Source organism: Acinetobacter sp. WCHA39 (assembly GCF_002165385.1).
In the GTDB taxonomy this organism is placed as follows: domain Bacteria; phylum Pseudomonadota; class Gammaproteobacteria; order Pseudomonadales; family Moraxellaceae; genus Acinetobacter.
The window spans coordinates 75,290-96,270 of record NZ_NHRP01000005.1; the positions used below are offsets into that span (position 1 = coordinate 75,290).

The following is a 20,981-nucleotide window of genomic DNA, read 5'->3' on the forward strand; positions in this document are numbered from 1 at the left end:
AATGAGAGAACCATATCCGTGCGTAAAATTTTAGTCACCAATGCCCTTCCATATGCCAATGGTCCTATCCATATGGGTCACTTACTCGGTTATATCCAAGCAGATATTTGGGTTCGTGCGATGCGTGCAATGGGTCATGACGTGACTTACGTATGTGCGGATGATGCTCATGGTACAGCGATCATGTTACGTGCTGAAGCCAATGGCATCACCCCTGAAGCGCAAATTGCCAATGTTCAGAAAGAACACATTCGTGATTTTGATGGTTTTGGTGTGCATTTCGATCATTATGATTCAACCAATAGTGCCGAAAACAAAGCACGTTCAGAAGAAATTTATATTAAGAACCGTGAAGCAGGCAATATCGCAATTCGACCTGTAAATCAGCTTTTTGATCCTGAAAAAGGCATGTTTTTGTCTGATCGTTTCATTAAAGGCACGTGCCCGAAATGTAAAGCAGAAGATCAATACGGCGACTCATGTGAAGTCTGCGGTACAACTTATAACGCGACTGAGTTATTAGACCCACGCTCAACATTGAGTGGTGCGACTCCTGTTGAAAAATCGTCAGATCACTATTTCTTTAAACTACCGAATTTCTCAGAATACTTACAGAAATGGACACGTGATCAAGGTCGTTTACCATTGTCTATTGCCAACAAGCTAGATGAATGGTTTGAATCGGGTTTATCAGATTGGGATATTTCACGTGATGCACCTTATTTCGGTTTTGAAATTCCAGATGCTCCAAACAAATATTTTTATGTTTGGGTCGATGCACCGATTGGTTATATGTCGAGTTTTGAAAACTACATCAAAACTAAACGTCCTGATCTAAGCTTTGATGATTTCTGGAAAAAAGACAGCGATAAAGAAGTGTATCACTTCATTGGTAAAGACATCGTTTACTTCCATGCACTGTTCTGGCCTGCAATGCTTGAAGGTGCGAACTACCGCACACCATCTGGTTTATTCGTAAATGGTTTCTTGACGGTGAATGGTCAGAAGATGTCGAAGTCTCGCGGTACATTCATTAAAGCTGAAACTTATTTACAGCACTTGAATCCTGAATATTTACGTTATTACTTTGCTTCTAAGCTTTCTGACAAAGTTGAAGATTCAGATTTGAATTTAGATGACTTCGTACAAAAAGTGAATTCTGACCTTGTCGGTAAAGTGGTGAATATTGCCAGCCGTTGTGCAAAATTCATTAACAGCAATTTCAATAATACGCTTTCAAACACTTGTGCTGAGCCTGAATTGGTTCAAAGCTTTATTGATGCGGGTGATTCAATTGCCCAAGCCTATGAAGCACGTGAATTCTCTGCTGCTGTTCGTGAAATCATGGCACTTGCGGATAAAGCGAATCAATATATTGATGAGAAAAAACCTTGGGCGCTTGCGAAGCAAGAAGGTCAAGAACAACAAGTGCATGATGTTTGCTCAGTTGGTATCAACTTATTCCGTCAACTTGCGATTTACTTGGCTCCTGTTCTTCCAACGCTTGCGGCTCAAGTTCAGTCTTTCTTACAACTTGAAAGCTTTGACTTTGCATCACGTCAGCAAATTTTAATTGCGCATGAAATTGCTCAATTCCAACCACTGATGCAGCGTGTTGATCCTAAAGCAGTTGCAGCCATGGTGGATGCATCTAAAGACTCTTTAGCTGCTGCGGCAGAAACGCCAAAAGTGGAAAAGAAAAAAGAGAAGAAAGCCGAGAAGAAGCCTGAACCTAAAGTGGGTGAAGCTGAAATCATTGGTATTGAAGACTTTATGAAAGTTGACCTCCGTGTAGCAGAAGTATTAGAAGCTGCAACTGTCGAAGGTTCTGATAAATTACTTCAACTCACTTTAAATGTTGGTGAAGCTGAACCACGCAATGTGTTTAGTGGTATTCGTGAGTTTTATCAGCCCGAAGACTTAAAAGGCAAATTGGTGGTGATGGTCGCTAACCTTGCACCTCGTAAAATGCGTTTTGGTATTTCTAACGGTATGGTGCTTGCAGCGAGTAATGGCGAAGGTGTTTGGGTGATTTCACCTGAATCTGGTGCTAAAGCTGGTGATAAAGTGTCTTAATTAAAAATATCTAAGGAAGCCTCTAGGAATAGGGGTTTTCTTGTTCCAAAAATCTTTGATTTAAATTAACATATCAAAATAAATTTTTGAAAATTAAGTTTTGAAAATGAAAAAACCTAATTCACACTTAATCCTGCGTCAAATTTATCAAGATGTCGCTAAACGGAAACAAAAAAAATTCATCTCAAAAAATACGTCTAATAAATATCAAACTTTTAACTTGCCCATAGCATTAGATATTAACAATAAGCGTCTACGAAATAGCACTCTAAAAGCAATTAATAGTTTAAATGATTCAAAATCAGTAGCACGCCCATATTTTGACTTTAGTAATGTAGATACCTTGACCCCAATGGCAACAATTCACTTTGCGCACACTCTAGAAAAAAACTCTAATTTAATCTGCCGTGGTAAAATATCAAAAAGTCATGTTGTATCTGGAATGTTAACCAAACTAAATATTTACAATCGACTTAAAATCAAGAATGTAGAATCAACTCATGACCTAGTGGATAGATGGTATACGTTTACAGGAGAGAATGCCGATTTTGGTGATGAATATGACCCAATAGAAGAAGTTTTAAAAGAAAAGTTCGGTGAGGACTCAGAAACATTTGATGTAATAAACACTGCTATTTGTGAGGCTGTCATTAATGTTGTTAATCATGCATATGAAATTGATGAAGAATACAAGAAATGGAAATTGTTTCTTTCAATAAAACCAGACAGATGTTATGTTGTTATATCCGATCTTGGAAAAACCATTCCAAAGAGTATTCCGACAAAAATCAATGATATTACTCTGAAAAGCTTTTTCAACTTAGATTCTTGGCTCCACTTAACGGATCAAGAAAAAATTGAAATCGCATCTAATTATCAACGAACATCTACTAATTTAGCTAATCGAGGTAAAGGTTTTCAAGATATGAAACAAGTTTGCGAACAAGTAGATGGTTCTATCATGATGGTACATAGCCGCCAAGGGTATTGGGCAAAAGGATATTCTAAAATTGCTAGGCAACTAGAAAAAAAATCCAATTACAATACATCAGTAAATGGTACAATTATCTCATGGTTAATTCCTTTAAACGATTCTAGCATTCGAATTAATGATTCAGCCGCTTAAAATTTGAGATACTTATGAAAATTCTAGTTTCTGAAGATTTTTATCGTAGACCCGCTGGTAGATATAGAAATCAAGGCACTTACACTGGTGAAGCTTTCAGAGAAGATGTACTTTTACCTCTACTAAAGAATCTCTCAACTGATGAAAAGCTTTTAGTTGATTTTACTGGTGTTTCAATGAACGGATCTTCTTTTTTAGAGGAAGCATTTGGAGGTCTTATCAGGAATAATCAATTTAATTATTCAAAATTAAAAGATATTTTGGTCTTAAATTTTCCGAGACGACCATCACTTGAAGAAAAAGTTTGGAAATATATTCAAGATGCCGATAGATCTTCTACTTCTTAATGATATAGTAAATTTTTTCTTAAAACTTATTGTTTATCTATTCAAAATAGCTATAGCATTAGGAAGTATATATTTAATATTACAACGTTTTCATCTACGTCTACAAATGAGATTTCTTAAAAATATTTCTGATGAAATACTCAAAATAAATGATTTTTGTATAGATTTTTCATCTAAATTTAATCAATATAAAAAAGAAAATAGTGAAAATTCTGATCTTAAAAGTTTTAATGAAATGATTTCCTTAAGACATAAAATTCACAATCATTTAGATTACTTAACGTCTACAATAAATAGCTTCCCTTATGGCAATCCTTTAAATTTTTTCTGGTTTTCACTAATAGGTCATTATTTTAATAATAATATGCAAATTGAAGCTGATACTTTGCTAACTCTTTATCAAAGTAGAATCACTGATGATACTGTACTTCAAAAAGATATCAATCTTCAAACCTTATTTACACAAAAAGCTAATTTATTTAATGAAGAAATAGTATATCTACATGAAATCAACCAAAATAAAATTGATGACATCGTTTTATGTGGCTTAGACCTGATAAATGCTTTGGAAGATCATTCCAAAAAACTTTTTTAAATGATTTATAACTGATCCTAGACAAAATAATGGACATACAGTCCCTCTCATTCTTGAGTGACTTCCCTTTACTCGTGCAGAAACAATAATAAAAACAAGTTATTTTAACACAACCTATTACTTTAGCCTAAATTGGCGATAACTTATCACTTCATTCCAAAGATTAACTTCAATCCCAGCAAGGTCATCACCCCACCTGCAATACGATCAAAAACAGCCTTAGATTTTAAATACACTTTGCGAGGACCTTCTGCTGACAATGCAACAGCCACTAGCGAATACCAACCTGCATCAATAAAAAAGCATAGCATCGGCAATACCACATAAAAATACGTTGGGATTTCTTTCGGCAATAACGCGGTAAAAATACTGGCAAGGATAATCGCAATTTTAGGGTTACTGAGTTGGGTAATCAGTCCTAAACGAAATGCTTGCGTATAACTCATGGTCTTGACTGCACCATTTACAGCTTCCATGGGTTCTTTGGCATGTTTAATAATTTTATACGCCAGCCAAAGTAAGTACAGACCACCAAAAACTTTCAAAGCTATATAGGCAGAAGGCACAGCCAACAAAATTGCTTGTAGCCCCATCACTGCAAGCAAACCAAATAATGCTGCCCCCGTGCCTGTACCAAGCGCAGTAAATAAGCCATGTTTACGTGAAATCGCAATTGAGTTTTTGGCAACATAAATAAATGTAGGACCAGGACTAATTGCCCCCAACATTAATGCCAAAGTAATAGAGCCTAAAATCAATAATGATTCCAAGATAGACCTCAAGATTAGAATAATTTTCAACTATTTATTTTACTTAAAAAACTATAATAGAAGATATAATTTTTTTGATTTCTGTTTATAAATTTAAGGATTTTTCAAGTAACTTGATATTGAGTAAAAAACTAAAAATAGAGTAAAAACTCAATTTAATTTCAATATCAAACAGTTAAAACATAGCATATGAACAGTAAAATTTTATTGTGCATCCATTTTTTCTATTAAAGTTTTTTTCTGATAATAATTTATCATCGATTTTTAGCAGAACTTTCATATATTTTTAAAACACATAATCCCATAATAAAATTATGGCTTTAATTTTCTTTAGAACTACAACCGAGGCACATCAGATGCAAAATAAAAGACTGAAAACATTAGACCGCTCTAAATCACATCTTTGGATTGTAGGTGGAGGCATAGCTGGTATGGCTGCTGCTGCTTTTGCGATTCGTGATGCTAAAGTGCCAGCCGAACATATCCATATTTTAGAAGAATTAAATGTTTCTGGTGGTTCGATGGATGGTGGACATAATCCGCTTAATCCGAACCAAGCATGGGTCACACGTGGTGGACGTATGCTAACTGATGAGACTTATTTGTGTACTTGGGATTTATTTTCAAGCATCCCATCTTTAGAAAATCCAGACATTTCTGTTCGTGAAGAATGTCGTGAATTTAACGAACAAGTTAAAACCAATGCTCAAGCACGTTTGATCGACTCAAATCATATTATTGCAGAAGCTCAAAAATTGGGATTATCAACGCTCAACCGTGCTCAAATGTTACGTCTACTAGCATTAAAAGAAGATCGTATCGGTAGTCGCCGTATTGATGAATTTTTTGATGATGCATTTTTCCAAAGTAATTTTTGGCGGATGTGGCGAACCACATTTGCGTTTCAAAAATGGCATAGCGCAGCGGAATTACGCCGTTATTTTCTACGTTTCATTCAAGAATTACCACGCATCCATACCTTAGCAGGTGTGAAACGAACTAAATACAATCAATATGATTCAATGATTCATCCTCTACAACGCTGGTTGGTGGAACAAGGCGTTGATGTTCGTTTCGGTAGTTATGTCACAGATGCAGACTTTGTCGAAGATGCCCAAACGAAGGAACGTAAGGCAACCCAACTTTATGTTAACATTCCAGAAGGCACTGAACAAATTCAACTGGGCGAGCATGATCTTGCACTCTTTACTTTAGGTTCGATTACGGCTGATTCACGTTATGGCGATAAATTCGATGTTCCTGAGCTGATTCGTGATCGACAAGATCATGGCTGGCGTTTGTGGGAAACATTGGCTCAAAAAGCCCCTGATTTTGGTCGTCCAATGACCTTCTATGGCAACATTGATGAGCATAAATGGAAATCCTTTACGCTCACCATGCATGATGATGTGCTGCTAAAACGGATTATTGATTACACAGGAAATGAACCGGGTACAGGTGCACTCATGACTTGGTTTGAATCTGGTTGGCATCTATCTGTGGTCGTTCCAGCTCAACCGCATTTTGCTGACTTACCAGAAGGTAAATTCACCTTATGGGGTTATGGTTTTGAAATTGACCATATCGGCGATTACATTAAAAAACCGATGAGTGAAGCGACAGGTCAAGAGATTTTAATTGAGTTGATTCATCAACTTGGTTTCGATGAGATTTTGGATCATGTGTTGGCACATACTGACATTACCACAGTAATGATGCCTTATGCCTCTGCCCTATTTGCATGTCGTAAAGCAGGTGATCGCCCATTGGTCATTCCAGAAAATGCAGTCAACTTTGCTTTCTTAGGTCAATTCGTAGAGCTTGAAGATGATGTGGTTTTCACGGTGGAATATTCCGTACGTTGTGCCATGATTGCCATTTATCAGCTCTTAGGTGTCGAACGTGAAATTCCAGAGATTTACAATGGTTTACTCGATCCTAAAGTTGGCTTAAATGCTTTGGAAGCAGTTTTTCATTAAATTTTAAAAAGCCATAGGGTAAATTGCTGCTCTATGGTTATTCAACTTACTTTGATAAAACGATATAAGCAACTTCACTGCTAAAAGAACCATCGGCTTTGATTTGATAATATCGTTGCACCTGCTCTGATGCTTTGCTTTGTAAATCACGTTGTTTGGCTTGAATCGATACAAGCTCAACCATTGACGGGGTTAAATCATAGGCAACACTTCATCAACCAATGCTGCCTTTAGAGGGGCTGCTTGCCCACAATACTGTCTAGGGTCACTTTTTTACAGTACTGAAAGAATCTCCTACTGTAACTTTTATTCCATTTGCAAAAATGAAATCATCTGCAAATACCCCAGTTGTCATTGTAAGTACACTTAGCAATAAAATAGGTTTTGATATTTTCATCCGAACCTTTCTTTTCTAACTATCATAATTCAATTGTTAAAAGCTTATACTTTTACACTCTTTAGTTCCTTCCAAGCAAATACTCGCATATCCTGTATTTGTTGAAGGTTTATACTGCTGTGAAGATTTCGCCACATTAACTTCTGTATTCGTAGCAGTGTTATAACTTTGTTGTAATCCTACAAAAGACAGCAGATCCTCTGCCAATGCTTGTCCTATTTTTTGATAACCTGCTTCTGAAAAATGAACCCCATCTTTTCGACCTAAACCTTGATTAATCCAAGATTTCATCGAACATTCCCCCCCCATAGCTTGTTGCCAATTCCAATACAAAGTATGCTTTTGCTGTGCAACTTGGTACTGCACATTTTGAATCGCAGTTAATTTAATTGGTCTTATCCCACATTGACCCGCGATATTTTTTAAGCTTTCTGGTGCTGAAACAATCATAATGGCAGTATCAGGACTCGCTACACGAATCTGATCAACTTTCGAAATTAATAAATTTTTATACTTATCAACATCAATATTGTCGTTAAATGCTTCGTTTGTTCCATAAGCAATAATAATCAATTCAGGCGAGATGCTCTTTAAATTTTGCTGCCACCCCTCGTTCCAGCGATTCCAATATGATAATTCTGCTCCATTAATTCCTAATGCTGAAACAACAGCACCCCCACCATTTTGATTTTTTGCCCACCATCCCCCAATTGCTGATTGCTCTGCATTTGAAGCAGTGATGGTAAATGGTAGCTGTGCCACAAACTCGACTGTTTGCCAGGTATTGTTTTTGATTGGGGCTTCAATCTCAAATTGATGCCCTTGTGCATCTCGGCCCAAAAACTTACCATCCGTTGCAGCCTGCCTTAAATTTACTTTGATTTTTTGCGAAAGTTCACTTTGTTTTGATTTAATGGTTAAAGTTGCTCCATTAAACTTAGGGGTAGCGATTAAGCCCCCCAAGGTATAATTTTGATCTCGTTGCTGACGGCTCGATATTGGCTCCCAACCATTGTTATCGTACCCATAACGGACTAAACGCTGCCCAGAAAAATACATAGGCATTCCCCACCCCATTCCACCGTTTCCTAACCGGTTTTGTAATTGAGCCCTTAACGTACCTGTCATTACATCAGCCGCTGTATGGGAATCACCGAATTGAACAATATGAACAGATTTATTTGTAAAAGCAGTCATTAATTGGTTGGTATTTGGATCATTAAAATTGGTCAAATTACTAGCATAAACTGGTGACCCGATCGTTAAAATGCAAAATACACCTAAATAAACTGACTTTTTAATCAACATAGACTTAACCTGTATTTTATTGAGTTTAATGAATAATTTTTAGATGGCTTGAAATAACTTGTGCAATCAGTTTCTGACCATCTGTTGAAAAATGGATTCCATCAGCACTACGCATTTTAATAGAATTTCCATTTTTAGTAACATATTCATTGTAAATATCGTTTTTTCCACCGAGTAATGGTCTGGTATCAATAAAAAATGCCTGATGCTTTTTCACTTCATCACTAATGACTCGATTTAAATATACCATCTGCTGATTCAACGAATCTTTTTTCATGTTTGGTGGACTCAACCACATCACACTAATTCGATTTTCTTTCGCTGTTTGAATAATTTGAGAAATGCGAGAACGATAGACAGTCTCCCATTCAGGCGATTGAAATTTAAGGTAACTTCCACCTTTAGGGTTTGGCATATCCCAAGGATCATTCGCTCCTAAGAATACGACTAAAACTTTAATTTGCTTATTTTCAGAAATAGCCTCTTGAATTGTTTTAGGCCAATCGAAGAAGCTTGGGTAAGATAAGCCGGTACTTTGTTTACTTAAATTAATGGTTTTAATATCAAATTTTTCTTGCAAATGCTTTTGCACATGCGGTGCAACCCCCTGCATTAATGAGTCACCTGCAAAGAAAACTTGGTCAGTTTTGGTCAAGGTAAATTGGTCAAGTAAGGCTTGATGTGCCCTTGCTTGTTCTTCTTTCGCCAATCTGATTTTTTCTTGTTTTTCAAGTTGTACTAAGTACTGGCGATATTCTGGTGTATACGCATAATGCTCATTGTATTGACTTATGATCTCGGTATTCAATTGACCAATCATGGCTTTATTCAGGTCATGTTTCGTATATAAAAGATCACCAATCTGCCCACCTAATGTCCATACTTCAAATTTTTCTAACTTAGATAAAGGGCTTTCTCTATGATAAGTCTGCTGAAAATAGGCATTGACTGAATTTTGCATAATCCAAATTGATAAAAATGCAAAAAAAATCAGGGTAACCAGAATAAAAATACAACTCTGAACATGATCATCAGCTGGACCAAATTCCTGAGCATTAATTTCATATTCAAGCTCTAGCAGTTTTGACTCATTAGAAATTTGCATATATAAATCCAGGAATTCCAGAGGGTGCACAAATAATAATAGTGATGAAGATAGCGAAGAGCGGTACTAGCAATGCATATCTTGGGATCTTTCGTTGATATGAACTTAAATTACTTAATGCCCGATAAACAAATGGGTAAATCACCCAGGCTATCGTTAATAAAGTAAGTAAATATAATGGGTTACTAGTCCACTGGACATTAATATAATTACTCAATAAGGCTCTAAATACTTGCAATGCCTCTTCGAAGGTTTTGGCTCTAAAGAAAACAAAGCAAAAACTAACAAAGGTGATTGTTAAAAATACGCTCGTGGTTTTACCTATCCAACTTGATTTTGCAAAAGCATCACGTGCATGTTTTATGTCTACTTTAAAGACCTTTTGATAGATTTTATCTGAGATATTAAGCAGTACTAATGCTAAGCCGTGTAACAATCCCCAGATAAAAAAATTCCATCCTGAACCATGCCATATACCTGATAACACCATTGCAATCACTAGATTTAATTGGGTTAGTGTGAAACCACCCCGGCTTCCCCCTAGCGGGATATAAATATGGTCTCGGATCCAGGTAGACAAACTGATATGCCATTTATCCCAAAAATCACGGATGTTGTGGGCAAGTAACGGAGCTCTAAAGTTTACAGGTAATCTAAAACCCAACAGCAGGCCAAAAGCGATCATCATTTCACTGTAGCCGGAGAAATCGAGAAATAGCTGCAAGGTATAACCATAAATCGCAGCCAATATTTCCAAACTATGATATTGCATTGGATTAGCGAATACAGGATTTACCCATTGATCCGCAAGCCAACCTGCGATCCACCATTTTTTTATTAACGCTAAAACCAGAAGTATTAAAGCCAAGCTCGGTAATAAAATTTTACGGGGCTGATTCGTCGTTATCTGTGTACTCATTCCACAAGACTGGCCACTAATATCGGTCAACCCCTTTGCATTCTGAGCACGAGCGATAGGGCCGGCTGTTATAGTTACAAAGAATGAAAAATGCATTAAAAGTTGAATTAAATTAAATCTAGGGCAATCTATTTCATTCCTATAACGACTAACCAAATAACTAATCGCTTGGAATGAGTAATAGGAAATACCTAAAGGTAAAATTAAATTTGCTGCCAATCCTGAATTGTCTAAATTAAGTTTATCTAAAGATTCAGAAACTATCGGTTTAAAAAAATCGTAATATTTAAAGACACTTAGCTGAATTAAGGTTATTACAATTCCAGAAATTAATAATTTTTTCTTAAGTAAAACATATCGATCCATTAATATGGATATTAAATAAATTATCAAACTAAAAATAAGTAAAATGGTGATAGCTAACCCACCAGCCATCAAAAATACCAGCAAATAACTTGTAATAACGAGAATCAGATTCTGAATTTGAGGCTTATTCCTAAATAGCCAATAAATTGCAAAAAATAGAATAAACGACAATGCAAATTCTATAGATAAAAAAGAAAACATTATTTTAATCAGTTACAAAAAATTACCCGAATATAACATTATTTTTAAAAATAAATTTATTAGATTTTATAATAAGTTGAATGAGTATTTTAGATAAGCTGTCATTAAAAAGTAAACATGTATTCTTTTCCGAATTGGTTTGATAGTTTCTGCACCCATTGCTCTATTGTGTCAGCTGTCATGACTTGAAAATCTCGCCAATCATATTTCATCTGCTTCCATACCATCTCGATTCGATTTAACTCAGGGCTATAAGCTGGAATAAAATACAGATTCGTCGAAAAGTTAGTTTTAAGTAGTTCTCTGTAATTAGCCATCTTTTTACTTCTATAAATCGAGGCATTATCAACAATAACAATCAATGGAAGGTTATACGTCTGTTTTACTTGTTGAGCTATTCCAGTTAAATAGGCATAAAATCAAGCGATGACCTTCTTTAATCGATTCCAACTCATACAATTTCCAACGTCGGCGTTGTAGCCTTATGGTTTCTGGGATACGTTCTTGTAGAGTGGCAACTTCCGCAACACTTTTACCTTCGGAAAGCCAGAGAATAGTTTGGGCACGTTGTCTTTCACGCAAATGTTTCGCATGTTTGGACAGAAAAATGAGTCGTTCTCGCTGTTCTAAACTAAGTGGTACAGAAACAATTCGAGGCATGTGTGAACATCTGTTAACTAAAAAAACCTTTTCGCATGATTCGTTATTTTTATCAACTTAAGAATGGGTGTGAGTAATTATTGATTTTTCAACTATTATCCAAAATTGGTCAAAAAGCCTACTTAACGGTTGAGGCGATGAATCATCAGAAATTTATGGGGCATGTTGAGCAGATTTCCCCTGCCGCAGGTTCAGAATTTAGTGTACTCAAACCTGACAATGCGACAGGTAATTTCACCAAAGTGGTACAACGGATTTCTGTCCGTATTGCGATTGATCCAAATCAAAAAGGCATTGAAAAATTACGACCAGATATGTCTGTGATTAGCTCTGTAGATACTGACTCCTAATGTAAGACTGACATTCTCAATCAAATCCATTTACAATGTGATCAAATTCATTTCCCTTATTCGAAAATGTTTGATCACATTGCTTTTCCCATCCCCTATCAAACATTAGCGCTTAGCAGTTCGGTTCAATTAACCATTAAGCGTTTGGATCTGATTCATCCTCAAATTTCAGGCAATAAATTTTTTAAGCTGAAATACAACTTACTCGCTGCACAACAACAAGGTTTGTCGCAAGTACTCACTTTTGGTGGTGCATTCTCCAATCATATTGCAACAACGGCTTATGCAGCTCAACGCTTTGGCTTTCAAAGCATTGGTGTAATTCGTGGTGAAGAACTTGCGACCCAAGACTTAAACCCTACCCTACAGACAGCACAAGATTCTGGCATGCAACTGCATTTTGTCAGCCGAGCCGAATATCGGCTGCGCTATGATGTTGAGTATTTACAACAACTACAGCAGCAATACTCTCAAGCCTTTATTATTCCAGAAGGTGGAACAAATAAACTTGCTTTGCAAGGAACACAGGAAATTCTGAGCGAAGATGACCAAAAGAATTATGATGTCATTTGCTGTGCCGTTGGAACTGGTGGAACAATTGCAGGACTGATTGAAAGTAGTTCAAATCAACAACAAATAGTGGGTTTTTCTGCATTAAAAGGGAATTTTTTACAACACGATATTCAACAGTGGACCACTAAAACCAATTGGAGATTAACCGATGCCTATTGTTGTGGGGGTTATGCGAAAACTACTGATGAACTACTACAATTTATGCAGCAATTTGAACAGCAATATGCAATTCCTTTAGAACAGGTTTATACCGCTAAGATGATGATGGGGGTGTTCGATTTAATTCAACATAACCACTTTCCAGCAAATACAAGGATTTTGGCGATTCATACAGGTGGGCTACAAGGCCGTTTAAAAACATAAATCACCAAAATCATTTTTATCATTCAACCTAGATGGATGTTATTGATTTACACAAAACCTCACCGTTCCTGTCGCTGCGGGATTTAATACACCAGTCAAGTTCCACTCCAATGAATCCCCGACATGATTGATATTACAACTATTACCATTCGGTGTTGAATTACAACTCATACTTCCGAAACTGGTGGCTATAGGTAAACTATCCTTAATTTTCACATTATTCAGCAGCTTGGTACTATTATTTTTATAAGTGATTTCATATTCTAAATGGTCGACATTATTTGCTTGATTCGTTACAGCAAATTGGTTTTGATCAGCCGACGTTGAAGGACAACTGGCAACTGTGCGTACCTTTTTAGTTAAGCTAAGACCCGCTTTACCAATCAATGTGACATCTTGTCGTTGAGTTGATTGACCCGTAATTGTCTGTGTTGGATTTGCCAAGATCACACTATAACTTGCCTCTAAGGTCGAAACATGCTGTGCACCTGCCATGACATTTGTAGGTGAATGAACACGTTGAACCAAACAAAGATCTACATTGGGTTGTAATGTATATGGATTCGCTACGGTTGGATTAAATACGGTTTCACCAGTATCCACATTCCCATTACAGTTCGTATCTTTATAAACCAAAGCTTGCCAAACTTGGTTATTAGCACTGTTGGGTTGTTGAGTAGACAACTGATTGAACTGAGTGATTTGTACTGGAGCTTGTGAATTGAGACGATGTGGATAATCTGTGACCTCTCCAGAAGCTATGGTGTGTTGCCCATCTTCAGTCAGTACGATATTCAGATTTGCATCACCAAAATTATTATTTGGATAACTGGTTGCTGTTGTCTTAGGGAGTGAAATCGTATCCGTACTTCGGTTATAGCTTCCGGTTGGACTCGCTCCGCTGACAGAACTATATTCGGACAAATTTGTTTGTACGATACAAAATGGATTGGTTAGAACGCTATCCTCAACTTTAAAACTATATTCTCCATTACTATTACTGATCGTCACAAAATTAAGCTCAAGACCAGCACAATTGGCAAGTTTGAGACGACTCCCTGCAATGCCGATTTCATTTGCATCTTGTACGGCATTATAAGCATTACTCAAGATATTATTGGTCGTTCCGCCATTATCGTTAAAAATACGCCCTGTAATCAGGACTAGTTTTTTTCGACTATTGGTTAAAGTACAAATAATTGCAGCATCATCATTGTGAATCGTTAGCTTAAAGCCATTCAGTGCGATGTTGTTGCCTGTGCAAAGTAAACTACTATTATAATCTGCAGCATCACCTTTACTAAACGACTCAAGAATCGTTGCAGTTTTACCAATCATATTCGGCATAAGCACAACAGGCGTTCCAGTAGTGCTATTTGCCCCTGTCTGATCAGCAACCGAAACTGCGGTGGTTGCATTGGTATCCAAGCCAATACTATTCACGATTACACTATCACCAGCGACTGCGTTATCCCATTTTTTTATCAATGTTAAAGTCGTGAGCGTATTGGTTAAGGTACATACGATTTCAGCGCCAGAAACGATACCACTTTTATTTAATGTAACTGTTGCATTGGTATAATTCGTAGTAACTGAACTGGCTGGCAATCCTGTGCAAACTGCATTGGTTAGACGGAAACCTGTTGGAATATTTGTTTCATTAATCACAGCATCTGTTGATGGATTTGGGGTAGTAAAATACTGTGTTTCCCCCACAGTTTCAGTATCTTGAGCTGTAGTCGTAATTGAATGATTTGCGATACCATTATTGCCAGTAAAATCAAACTTACCCAATCCACCACGGCTAATTTTTTTAATAATTAAACTAGGCTTACTATTAATAAAAGTACACGTAATGTCAGCACCACCAGTAATTAAATAGGTGTAAGGAATCGTGATTCTATCGGTACTGAAATTACCAAATGTACCAATATTCCCTGTAATCAAACTATTTGAATCAACACAACTCGCAGATTTTAGTGCATAACCCGTCGCAATTGATGACTCTCTAATAACAACATCTGTTGCATTATTCAATACCGTTAAAACAGGCGATGTCCCCGTTCCAATATTAGGTGATCCTTGTAAACTTGTCGCAACATTACTGGAATTACTGGATAAATTAGTATTCGCAAAATCGAATGTTCCCGTTCCTCCCTGAGAAATTTTCTGAATCTTTACCGTTGGAAGTTTGGTATTCACAAAGTTACAGTTTAAATTTGGATTATTGCTAATATCGGCTGCTGTTAGAGTATAAACCGATCCTGATCGGCTACCGACAGAGTTGCCCGCTGTGTTACGACAACTGGCACCTGTTAAAGTCCATCCCCCGCCAGTAGGTAGACTACTTTCATTAATCGTTATGCTACCTGTTCCTGTGACGACAAAAGGTTGCACACCAGTCAGTGTCGTATCACCATCAACCTGATATTCTTCACCCTGAGTCAATGTTGTAATCGAACCTGAAGTTTGGCTTGTACCAGTTAGTGTAAAACCGAAAGTACCTAAGCCACCTATTGTTGATTTTGTGAGTGTAATTAAAGCTTTTGCAATAGCAACTTGCACACTACTATTATTATCAGATGGGAAAATTTCAGTGTTAGCAGCGGGCACATTGACTGTTGCAGTATTGGTTACAATCCCTGCTGAATTCGCTTTGGCTTGCACAACCAGCGTACAAGTTGCACCTTTAGGCCCACTAAATTGACCAGTAAGCGTATTGCCGGTAAAACTTGCATTACATGTGATTGCACCATTTGATTTGGTCGCACTCAACAAAGAGAGTGTATTGAAATTACTTGGTATTGCATCAGTGAAGTTTGCTCGACTCGTATCACTGACTGCATTTTCCCCCTTATTACTAATGACCAATTGATACTGAATGGTATCTCCTAAATTCATCGTCAATGAATCAGCTACAAAGCTTCCAGAAGTACCTATTCTTTGTTTCTTCTCTACTTTCAAATCCATATCTGTCGGCAGATCATCATCTTTAATTACATAGTTTGCAACACCGTTACCAGATGCTCCGCAATCATTTGATGACATAATATGAAAATCGTTACTTTGATTGATGGTTACATTAAATGTATCGTCAACCTCATTAACTAAATCATTAATAATTTCGACCGGAACCTCAAGAACATAAGGAGTGCCAGCACCGTAATTACCTTGTGGTATCGTCTTGGTAAAAGTGTTTGCAACTCCACCATTAATTTTATAATCGACACCTAATTGAGCTGTGCCATCATTCACATTAAAGACCAATGAAATACCCCCACTCGGTACATCACCGACCACAATAACCTTAAGTGGCTGCACTGTGCCGCCATTTTCAGGTACAACATAATTGGCTGAACTAAACTCAATAATGGGTTTTACAATAATTTGTATCGCATCTAAAAAATTTCCGCTGGTGCTTGTTCCCGAAGTCGACTGGAATCCCATCGGCACTTGCCCAGTTGCGCCTGTATAGGTAAATGTTCCACTATAATCCGCCCAACGTTTAATTGTAGAACCCGTTGTCGCTCCTACACCCGATCCAGAACCACTGGAGACAGAACATGTACCCGACACGCAACTCGTTACCTGCCCATCCCCAGTTTTACTTGTCGAGACCGTTGTGATCGTTTGAGTTCCAGCACGCAACAACATCGTATCGTCAGCAGTATTACGCCCATTATGGCTAAATTTCCAAGATACAGACTCACCATTCACTAAACAGATATTCTGAGAAACAGTAGAAACAGCATCTGCGTTTAATTCGACAAATTGATTGCCTTCCCGTGCTTTGATCGTGTTGGTGGGGGTTGTATTGGTACCATCAATATTTCTTGAGCCAGCCCACATTTCCATCAGTTGCCCTGAACCATTGGTTGAGATTGAACATGTGCCACTGAAGGCCTCATTTCCATATGGGTGTGTGGTTAACCAACCAGGTACACGTGTGCTACTAATATAGACACGGCAAACATTACTTCCTGTCGCAATGGTCGGCGTTTCAAAACCTAAATTCAGGTATCCACGCTGATAAGCAGCATTTGCAACAGAAATATTGAATATGCACAATAAAATTGCGATCGTGATTTTTGTAGAATAAGTACACTGTAATTTCAACAAATCAAATATTTGTAAAACCTTCATACCCACCATAACGCACCCCAAATTAAATTTGTAGCTTTGACTGGCTATAGAGTGCTATTAAAAAAAACAAAAAGAATGCCTCTACATATTCAGCCCCACAACATCAGACCGCCGCAAGAAACAACAAAATTATCTGAAAAATATCAAAATTTAATATCAAATAGAGACTGAAATCTTAATTTTATTTTACATCAGCACATGCTCATTTTTTATTACGCTAAAGATTATTTTAAAAAAAACTGTACATTTTTTGTATCCAATAATCTAAACCACAGAGATCTTCATATCGATTACAAATAATTTGGGCATTATGAATTGTGCGTACTAAACTTCGCTTAAATCTTTTATAATCGCTCGCTTTTCGTCTACCGAGTAATCCTCATGGTTCATCAAGTTGATGTTGTTGTTTTAGGTGCAGGTGCATCAGGCTTGATGTTGGCTGCAGAGGCTGGTAAACGTGGACGTTCAGTTGTCGTATTAGAAAAAGCCAATAAAGTAGGTAAAAAGATTCTAATGTCTGGTGGTGGTAAATGTAACTTCACTAACCTAGATGTTGAACCTTCAAATTATATTTCTGAAAATCCACACTTTGTTATTTCAGCACTCACTCGTTACACCAACTGGGATTTTATTGGTTTGGTCTGCGAATATGGTATTGAATATGAAGAACGTAAACACGGTCAGCTATTTACAATCAAAGGCGCAAAAGAAATCCTCGAACTTTTACTTGCAGAGTGCAATAAAGCGAAACGAGTTCAGATTCAGACCCATTGCGAAGTACAAAGCATAACAGCACAAACAGATTCAGGTTTTATCATTGAAACCAATCAAGGCACTTATCACTGTGAATCTCTCGTTGTGGCGACTGGTGGTTTATCGATTCCAACACTAGGAGGCTCTGGTTTTGGATATGAACTTGCTCAACAATTTGGACACCATGTTTTTCCTACCCGTGCGGGTCTAGTCCCCTTCACCTTTTCGGACCATTTTAAAGAAGTCACAACACGCTTAAGTGGTAATGCTTTAGATGCAACACTAGTGAATGATCGCCATCAATTTACTGAAGCTTTGTTGTTTACTCATCGAGGCTTAAGTGGACCAAGTTCATTACAGCTCTCAAATTATTGGCATGTGGGTGAAAGCTTTAAAATTGATTTTTTCCCCAGCCAAGATTTAGTTCAATTCTTCAAGGAAAAGAAAAAGTCGCAACCCAAAGTTCTGCTCAGAACTTTGCTCAGTGAATTCACGGCGAAAAGTATCGTGCTTGAGCTACAACAACTAATTTGGGCGGAACAAAGTGAAACTGCGATTGGCAATTTTAGCGATTTACAACTAGCGCAAATTGCTGATCAATTGCACGCCTTTTCTGTTAAACCATCTGGAACTGAAGGATATCGTACTGCTGAAGTCACATTAGGTGGCGTAGACACCAGCGAAGTTTCTTCAAAAACCATGGAAAGTAAAAAGCAGAAAGGCTTATATTTTATCGGTGAAGTACTCGATGTAACAGGTCATTTGGGAGGATATAACTTCCAATGGGCATGGTCTTCGGCTCAAGCAGCGGCTCAATTTGTTTAGTTCACTTAACTCATTAAGCCGATTGCTAGATAACACTAAGCATGATGATCTGAAGAGTTAGCAGCTTCTGTAGAAGATACTTTTTGAGTATTTTTAATTGGTTTTTCTTTAGCCGTATTTGATTTCGCAACAACAAATTTGTACGCACTCGCCAAAAAACCTACAGTAATACCTGCAATAATAATCGGTGCAAATACGCGATTTGGCCTCTTCATTTCACTCTCCTCTATAGAATTTTTATTTAGAGACTATTGATACTTTATCTATTAATGAATTGCTTTTCAGGTCAAATTTTTGATTAATCCTATTAAACTACAGTGATATGTACCCTAAAATTCAGTTTTAGGTCTCGTTTTTCTAAAATATGCCCTAATCACGATATAGATAAAAACTCAATAATGCTTATACAAACAAAACGACCACCCTGCTTAGAGTGGTCGAATTGGTTCAAAAAATCAAAGATTATTTTTACTATTCATCTGAATAAGGTGGGGTCGGTGGTTTTGGATTCTCTGGATTGATTGGCGTTGGGAGAATTGGATTCACTGGAGCAGTAGTTGCTGGACTCACTGGATTGCTTGGTGTCATCTCATTTTGACGCAATGGGTTTGGCTGTTTCGCTTCATTCTCTGCCTTATCTAATAAATCTGTCAATAAGCGTTCTGCAGGTTGACGACCACCTAAACCAAATGCCAAAGCAAAAGCAACTGCAACTGAACCAAGTGTCAAACCAAAAGCCAAATTCACAATGGAATCCGCAATACCCATAGCTTTTAGACCCATCGCAATCACTAAGCCCATAATTAAAATACGAACTAGGTTTGCTAACCAACGTGAACTATTGTATTCACCGCGTTGTACCACATTAGCCACGACATTGGCGAGCCAGAATCCAATCACCAAAATGACTGCACCCAATAAAATATTTGCACCAAACTGAATAAACATCGCAATCAGCACACTTACTTGCTCTAAGCCAAGACGGTTCGCAGCTTCAGAGATTGCAAACAACATGGTAAAAAATACAATCAAATAACCGATCAGATCAGAAATACGTGTTTGTCCAAGAAATCTTTGCAAATCAAGCTTCATTGGAATTTCATCAATTCCTGCCCCTGAAATAAGTTCAGCGACTAAACGTCCAACAAAACGAGAAACAATATAGGCAACGATTAGAATTAAACCAGCTGCAATAATTTGTGGAATTGCATACATAATTTCATTCAACATCGCTGTTGCGGGTTGAGAAATCGCTTGGATTCCTAAAGCTTCAAATGCCACAATCAACGCTGTGATGACAATAATTGCAAACACAAATGAGCCTAAAAATTTCGATATATTTGAGTTTTTAAATAATCCTACTTTTTCAGCTTGCGTTTGTAATCCCAAGCTATTACCTAATCCCTCGACAATACCGCGCACAATCTTGGCGAGAATATAACCTACAAAAAGGATCACACCCGCAATAAACAAATTAGGCAGATAAGCAATCGCTTCGTTTACCATGTTTTGTACAGGAATCAGCAGTCCTGTTAAACCTAAAATAGACAGCACAATTGGTAGAAATAGTAATAAAACCAACCAGTAAAAAATTTCTGCGATATTACTACTTAAAGCGTTAACACCAACTTCACTGCTTAGCTTCTCATCTAATTCTGTTCTAGATAATACATTGGTCAATCCAGCACGTACCAAACGCGCCACAATCCAACCAATAAATCCTACTGCAACGGCTGCAAATAAGTTTGGTATATAAGCAAGTACTCGTCCTACCATATTGCTAAACGGGTCACTTACACCACTAATATTTAAAACATTGAGTGAGCCAACCACAGCGAGAATCATAACAAACCAAAACACCAATTTAGAAACCAAGTTTTCAATATTGGGCGTACGATCAGTTACCGAAGATAACTTGTGATTGGTACCAACCTTTTGCAATAGCCGCTTTACACCTGCGGCAATGATTAAGGCAATAATCCAACCCACCAGTAAGATCAAAATTGCTGCAAAAATTGGATGAAACTGGTCCCAATAATACATTGCGTTGAATCCTCCTCTCTGGGAGGGATCAGTAAAGTATTCATTCATGTGTTGTTATCCTTATGTTGTGTTTTAAAATTAA

At 37.3% G+C, this 20,981-nt stretch carries 14 protein-coding genes and 4 pseudogenes; 8 read left to right on the forward strand and 10 right to left on the reverse strand.

What is annotated here, in order from left to right:
• The first annotated feature begins 18 nt into the window (after positions 1-18).
• From metG to CDG56_RS04065, 4 genes are all read left to right on the forward strand, one after another.
• Complete coding sequence (metG, locus tag CDG56_RS04050; RefSeq protein WP_087547015.1) at positions 19-2,076, forward strand: methionine--tRNA ligase; 2,058 nt, start codon at positions 19-21, stop codon at positions 2,074-2,076.
• Positions 2,077-2,182: 106 nt separating this feature from the next.
• A complete protein-coding gene (locus tag CDG56_RS04055) occupies positions 2,183-3,202 on the forward strand; it encodes an ATP-binding protein (RefSeq protein WP_087547016.1) in 1,020 nt (339 codons plus the stop codon).
• A 14-nt stretch (positions 3,203-3,216) separates the two neighbouring features.
• Positions 3,217-3,549 (forward strand): STAS-like domain-containing protein, encoded by a 333-nt coding sequence (locus CDG56_RS04060; RefSeq protein ID WP_087547017.1) that lies wholly within the window; start codon positions 3,217-3,219, stop codon positions 3,547-3,549.
• Positions 3,524-4,144 (forward strand): hypothetical protein, encoded by a 621-nt coding sequence (locus CDG56_RS04065; protein ID WP_087547018.1) that lies wholly within the window; start codon positions 3,524-3,526, stop codon positions 4,142-4,144. Before CDG56_RS04060 ends, CDG56_RS04065 begins: the two co-directional genes overlap by 26 nt.
• Before the next feature lie 146 nt (positions 4,145-4,290).
• Here the strand turns inward: CDG56_RS04065 and CDG56_RS04070 are convergent, their stop codons facing one another.
• Positions 4,291-4,914 (reverse strand): LysE family translocator, encoded by a 624-nt coding sequence (locus tag CDG56_RS04070; RefSeq protein WP_016652939.1) that lies wholly within the window; start codon positions 4,912-4,914, stop codon positions 4,291-4,293.
• A gap of 356 nt (positions 4,915-5,270) precedes the next feature.
• Between CDG56_RS04070 and CDG56_RS04075 the strand changes: the two genes are divergently transcribed.
• Entirely contained in the window at positions 5,271-6,893 is a 1,623-nt protein-coding gene (locus tag CDG56_RS04075; RefSeq protein ID WP_087547019.1) for an oleate hydratase, read from the forward strand.
• A gap of 46 nt (positions 6,894-6,939) precedes the next feature.
• On the opposite strand, the pseudogene CDG56_RS16865 reads toward CDG56_RS04075, so the two are convergent.
• The 6 genes and pseudogenes from CDG56_RS16865 to CDG56_RS04100 all read right to left on the reverse strand — a co-directional run.
• Positions 6,940-7,041: pseudogene (locus CDG56_RS16865) on the reverse strand (SAM-dependent methyltransferase); the annotation flags it as partial.
• A gap of 285 nt (positions 7,042-7,326) precedes the next feature.
• Positions 7,327-8,598 carry an SGNH/GDSL hydrolase family protein gene (locus CDG56_RS04080; RefSeq protein WP_087547020.1) on the reverse strand — a complete coding sequence of 424 codons (1,272 nt, stop codon included), beginning with the start codon at positions 8,596-8,598 and terminating at the stop codon, positions 7,327-7,329.
• Between the two features lie 25 nt (positions 8,599-8,623).
• Complete coding sequence (locus CDG56_RS04085) at positions 8,624-9,703, reverse strand: DUF459 domain-containing protein (protein WP_087547021.1); 1,080 nt, start codon at positions 9,701-9,703, stop codon at positions 8,624-8,626.
• A complete protein-coding gene (locus CDG56_RS04090) occupies positions 9,690-11,057 on the reverse strand; it encodes an MBOAT family O-acyltransferase (RefSeq protein WP_319823229.1) in 1,368 nt (455 codons plus the stop codon). Before CDG56_RS04090 ends, CDG56_RS04085 begins: the two co-directional genes overlap by 14 nt.
• A gap of 236 nt (positions 11,058-11,293) precedes the next feature.
• A pseudogene (locus tag CDG56_RS04095) lies at positions 11,294-11,608 on the reverse strand (transposase); the annotation flags it as partial.
• A gap of 4 nt (positions 11,609-11,612) precedes the next feature.
• Positions 11,613-11,849 (reverse strand): annotated as a pseudogene (locus CDG56_RS04100) (helix-turn-helix domain-containing protein); the annotation flags it as partial.
• A 101-nt stretch (positions 11,850-11,950) separates the two neighbouring features.
• Between CDG56_RS04100 and CDG56_RS04105 the strand changes: the two are divergent.
• Positions 11,951-12,199 (forward strand): annotated as a pseudogene (locus CDG56_RS04105) (HlyD family secretion protein); the annotation flags it as partial.
• A gap of 66 nt (positions 12,200-12,265) precedes the next feature.
• The gene (locus CDG56_RS04110; RefSeq protein WP_087547024.1) at positions 12,266-13,135 is read left to right on the forward strand and encodes a 1-aminocyclopropane-1-carboxylate deaminase/D-cysteine desulfhydrase; all 870 of its coding nucleotides are present in this window, start codon (positions 12,266-12,268) and stop codon (positions 13,133-13,135) included.
• 39 nt (positions 13,136-13,174) lie between these two features.
• Here the strand turns inward: CDG56_RS04110 and CDG56_RS04115 are convergent, their stop codons facing one another.
• A complete protein-coding gene (locus CDG56_RS04115) occupies positions 13,175-17,287 on the reverse strand; it encodes a DUF11 domain-containing protein (RefSeq protein WP_087547025.1) in 4,113 nt (1,370 codons plus the stop codon).
• Between the two features lie 372 nt (positions 17,288-17,659).
• Here CDG56_RS04115 and CDG56_RS04120 point away from each other — a divergent pair, with 372 nt between their 5' ends.
• Complete coding sequence (locus CDG56_RS04120) at positions 17,660-18,856, forward strand: NAD(P)/FAD-dependent oxidoreductase (RefSeq protein ID WP_087547026.1); 1,197 nt, start codon at positions 17,660-17,662, stop codon at positions 18,854-18,856.
• 35 nt (positions 18,857-18,891) lie between these two features.
• On the opposite strand, the gene CDG56_RS04125 is transcribed toward CDG56_RS04120, so the two are convergent.
• Both CDG56_RS04125 and CDG56_RS04130 read right to left on the reverse strand, forming a co-directional pair.
• Positions 18,892-19,071 (reverse strand): hypothetical protein, encoded by a 180-nt coding sequence (locus CDG56_RS04125; RefSeq protein ID WP_005158592.1) that lies wholly within the window; start codon positions 19,069-19,071, stop codon positions 18,892-18,894.
• A 256-nt stretch (positions 19,072-19,327) separates the two neighbouring features.
• Positions 19,328-20,947, reverse strand: a complete 1,620-nt coding sequence (locus CDG56_RS04130; RefSeq protein ID WP_087547027.1) for a mechanosensitive ion channel — start codon at positions 20,945-20,947, stop codon at positions 19,328-19,330.
• Positions 20,948-20,981: the final 34 nt, after the last annotated feature.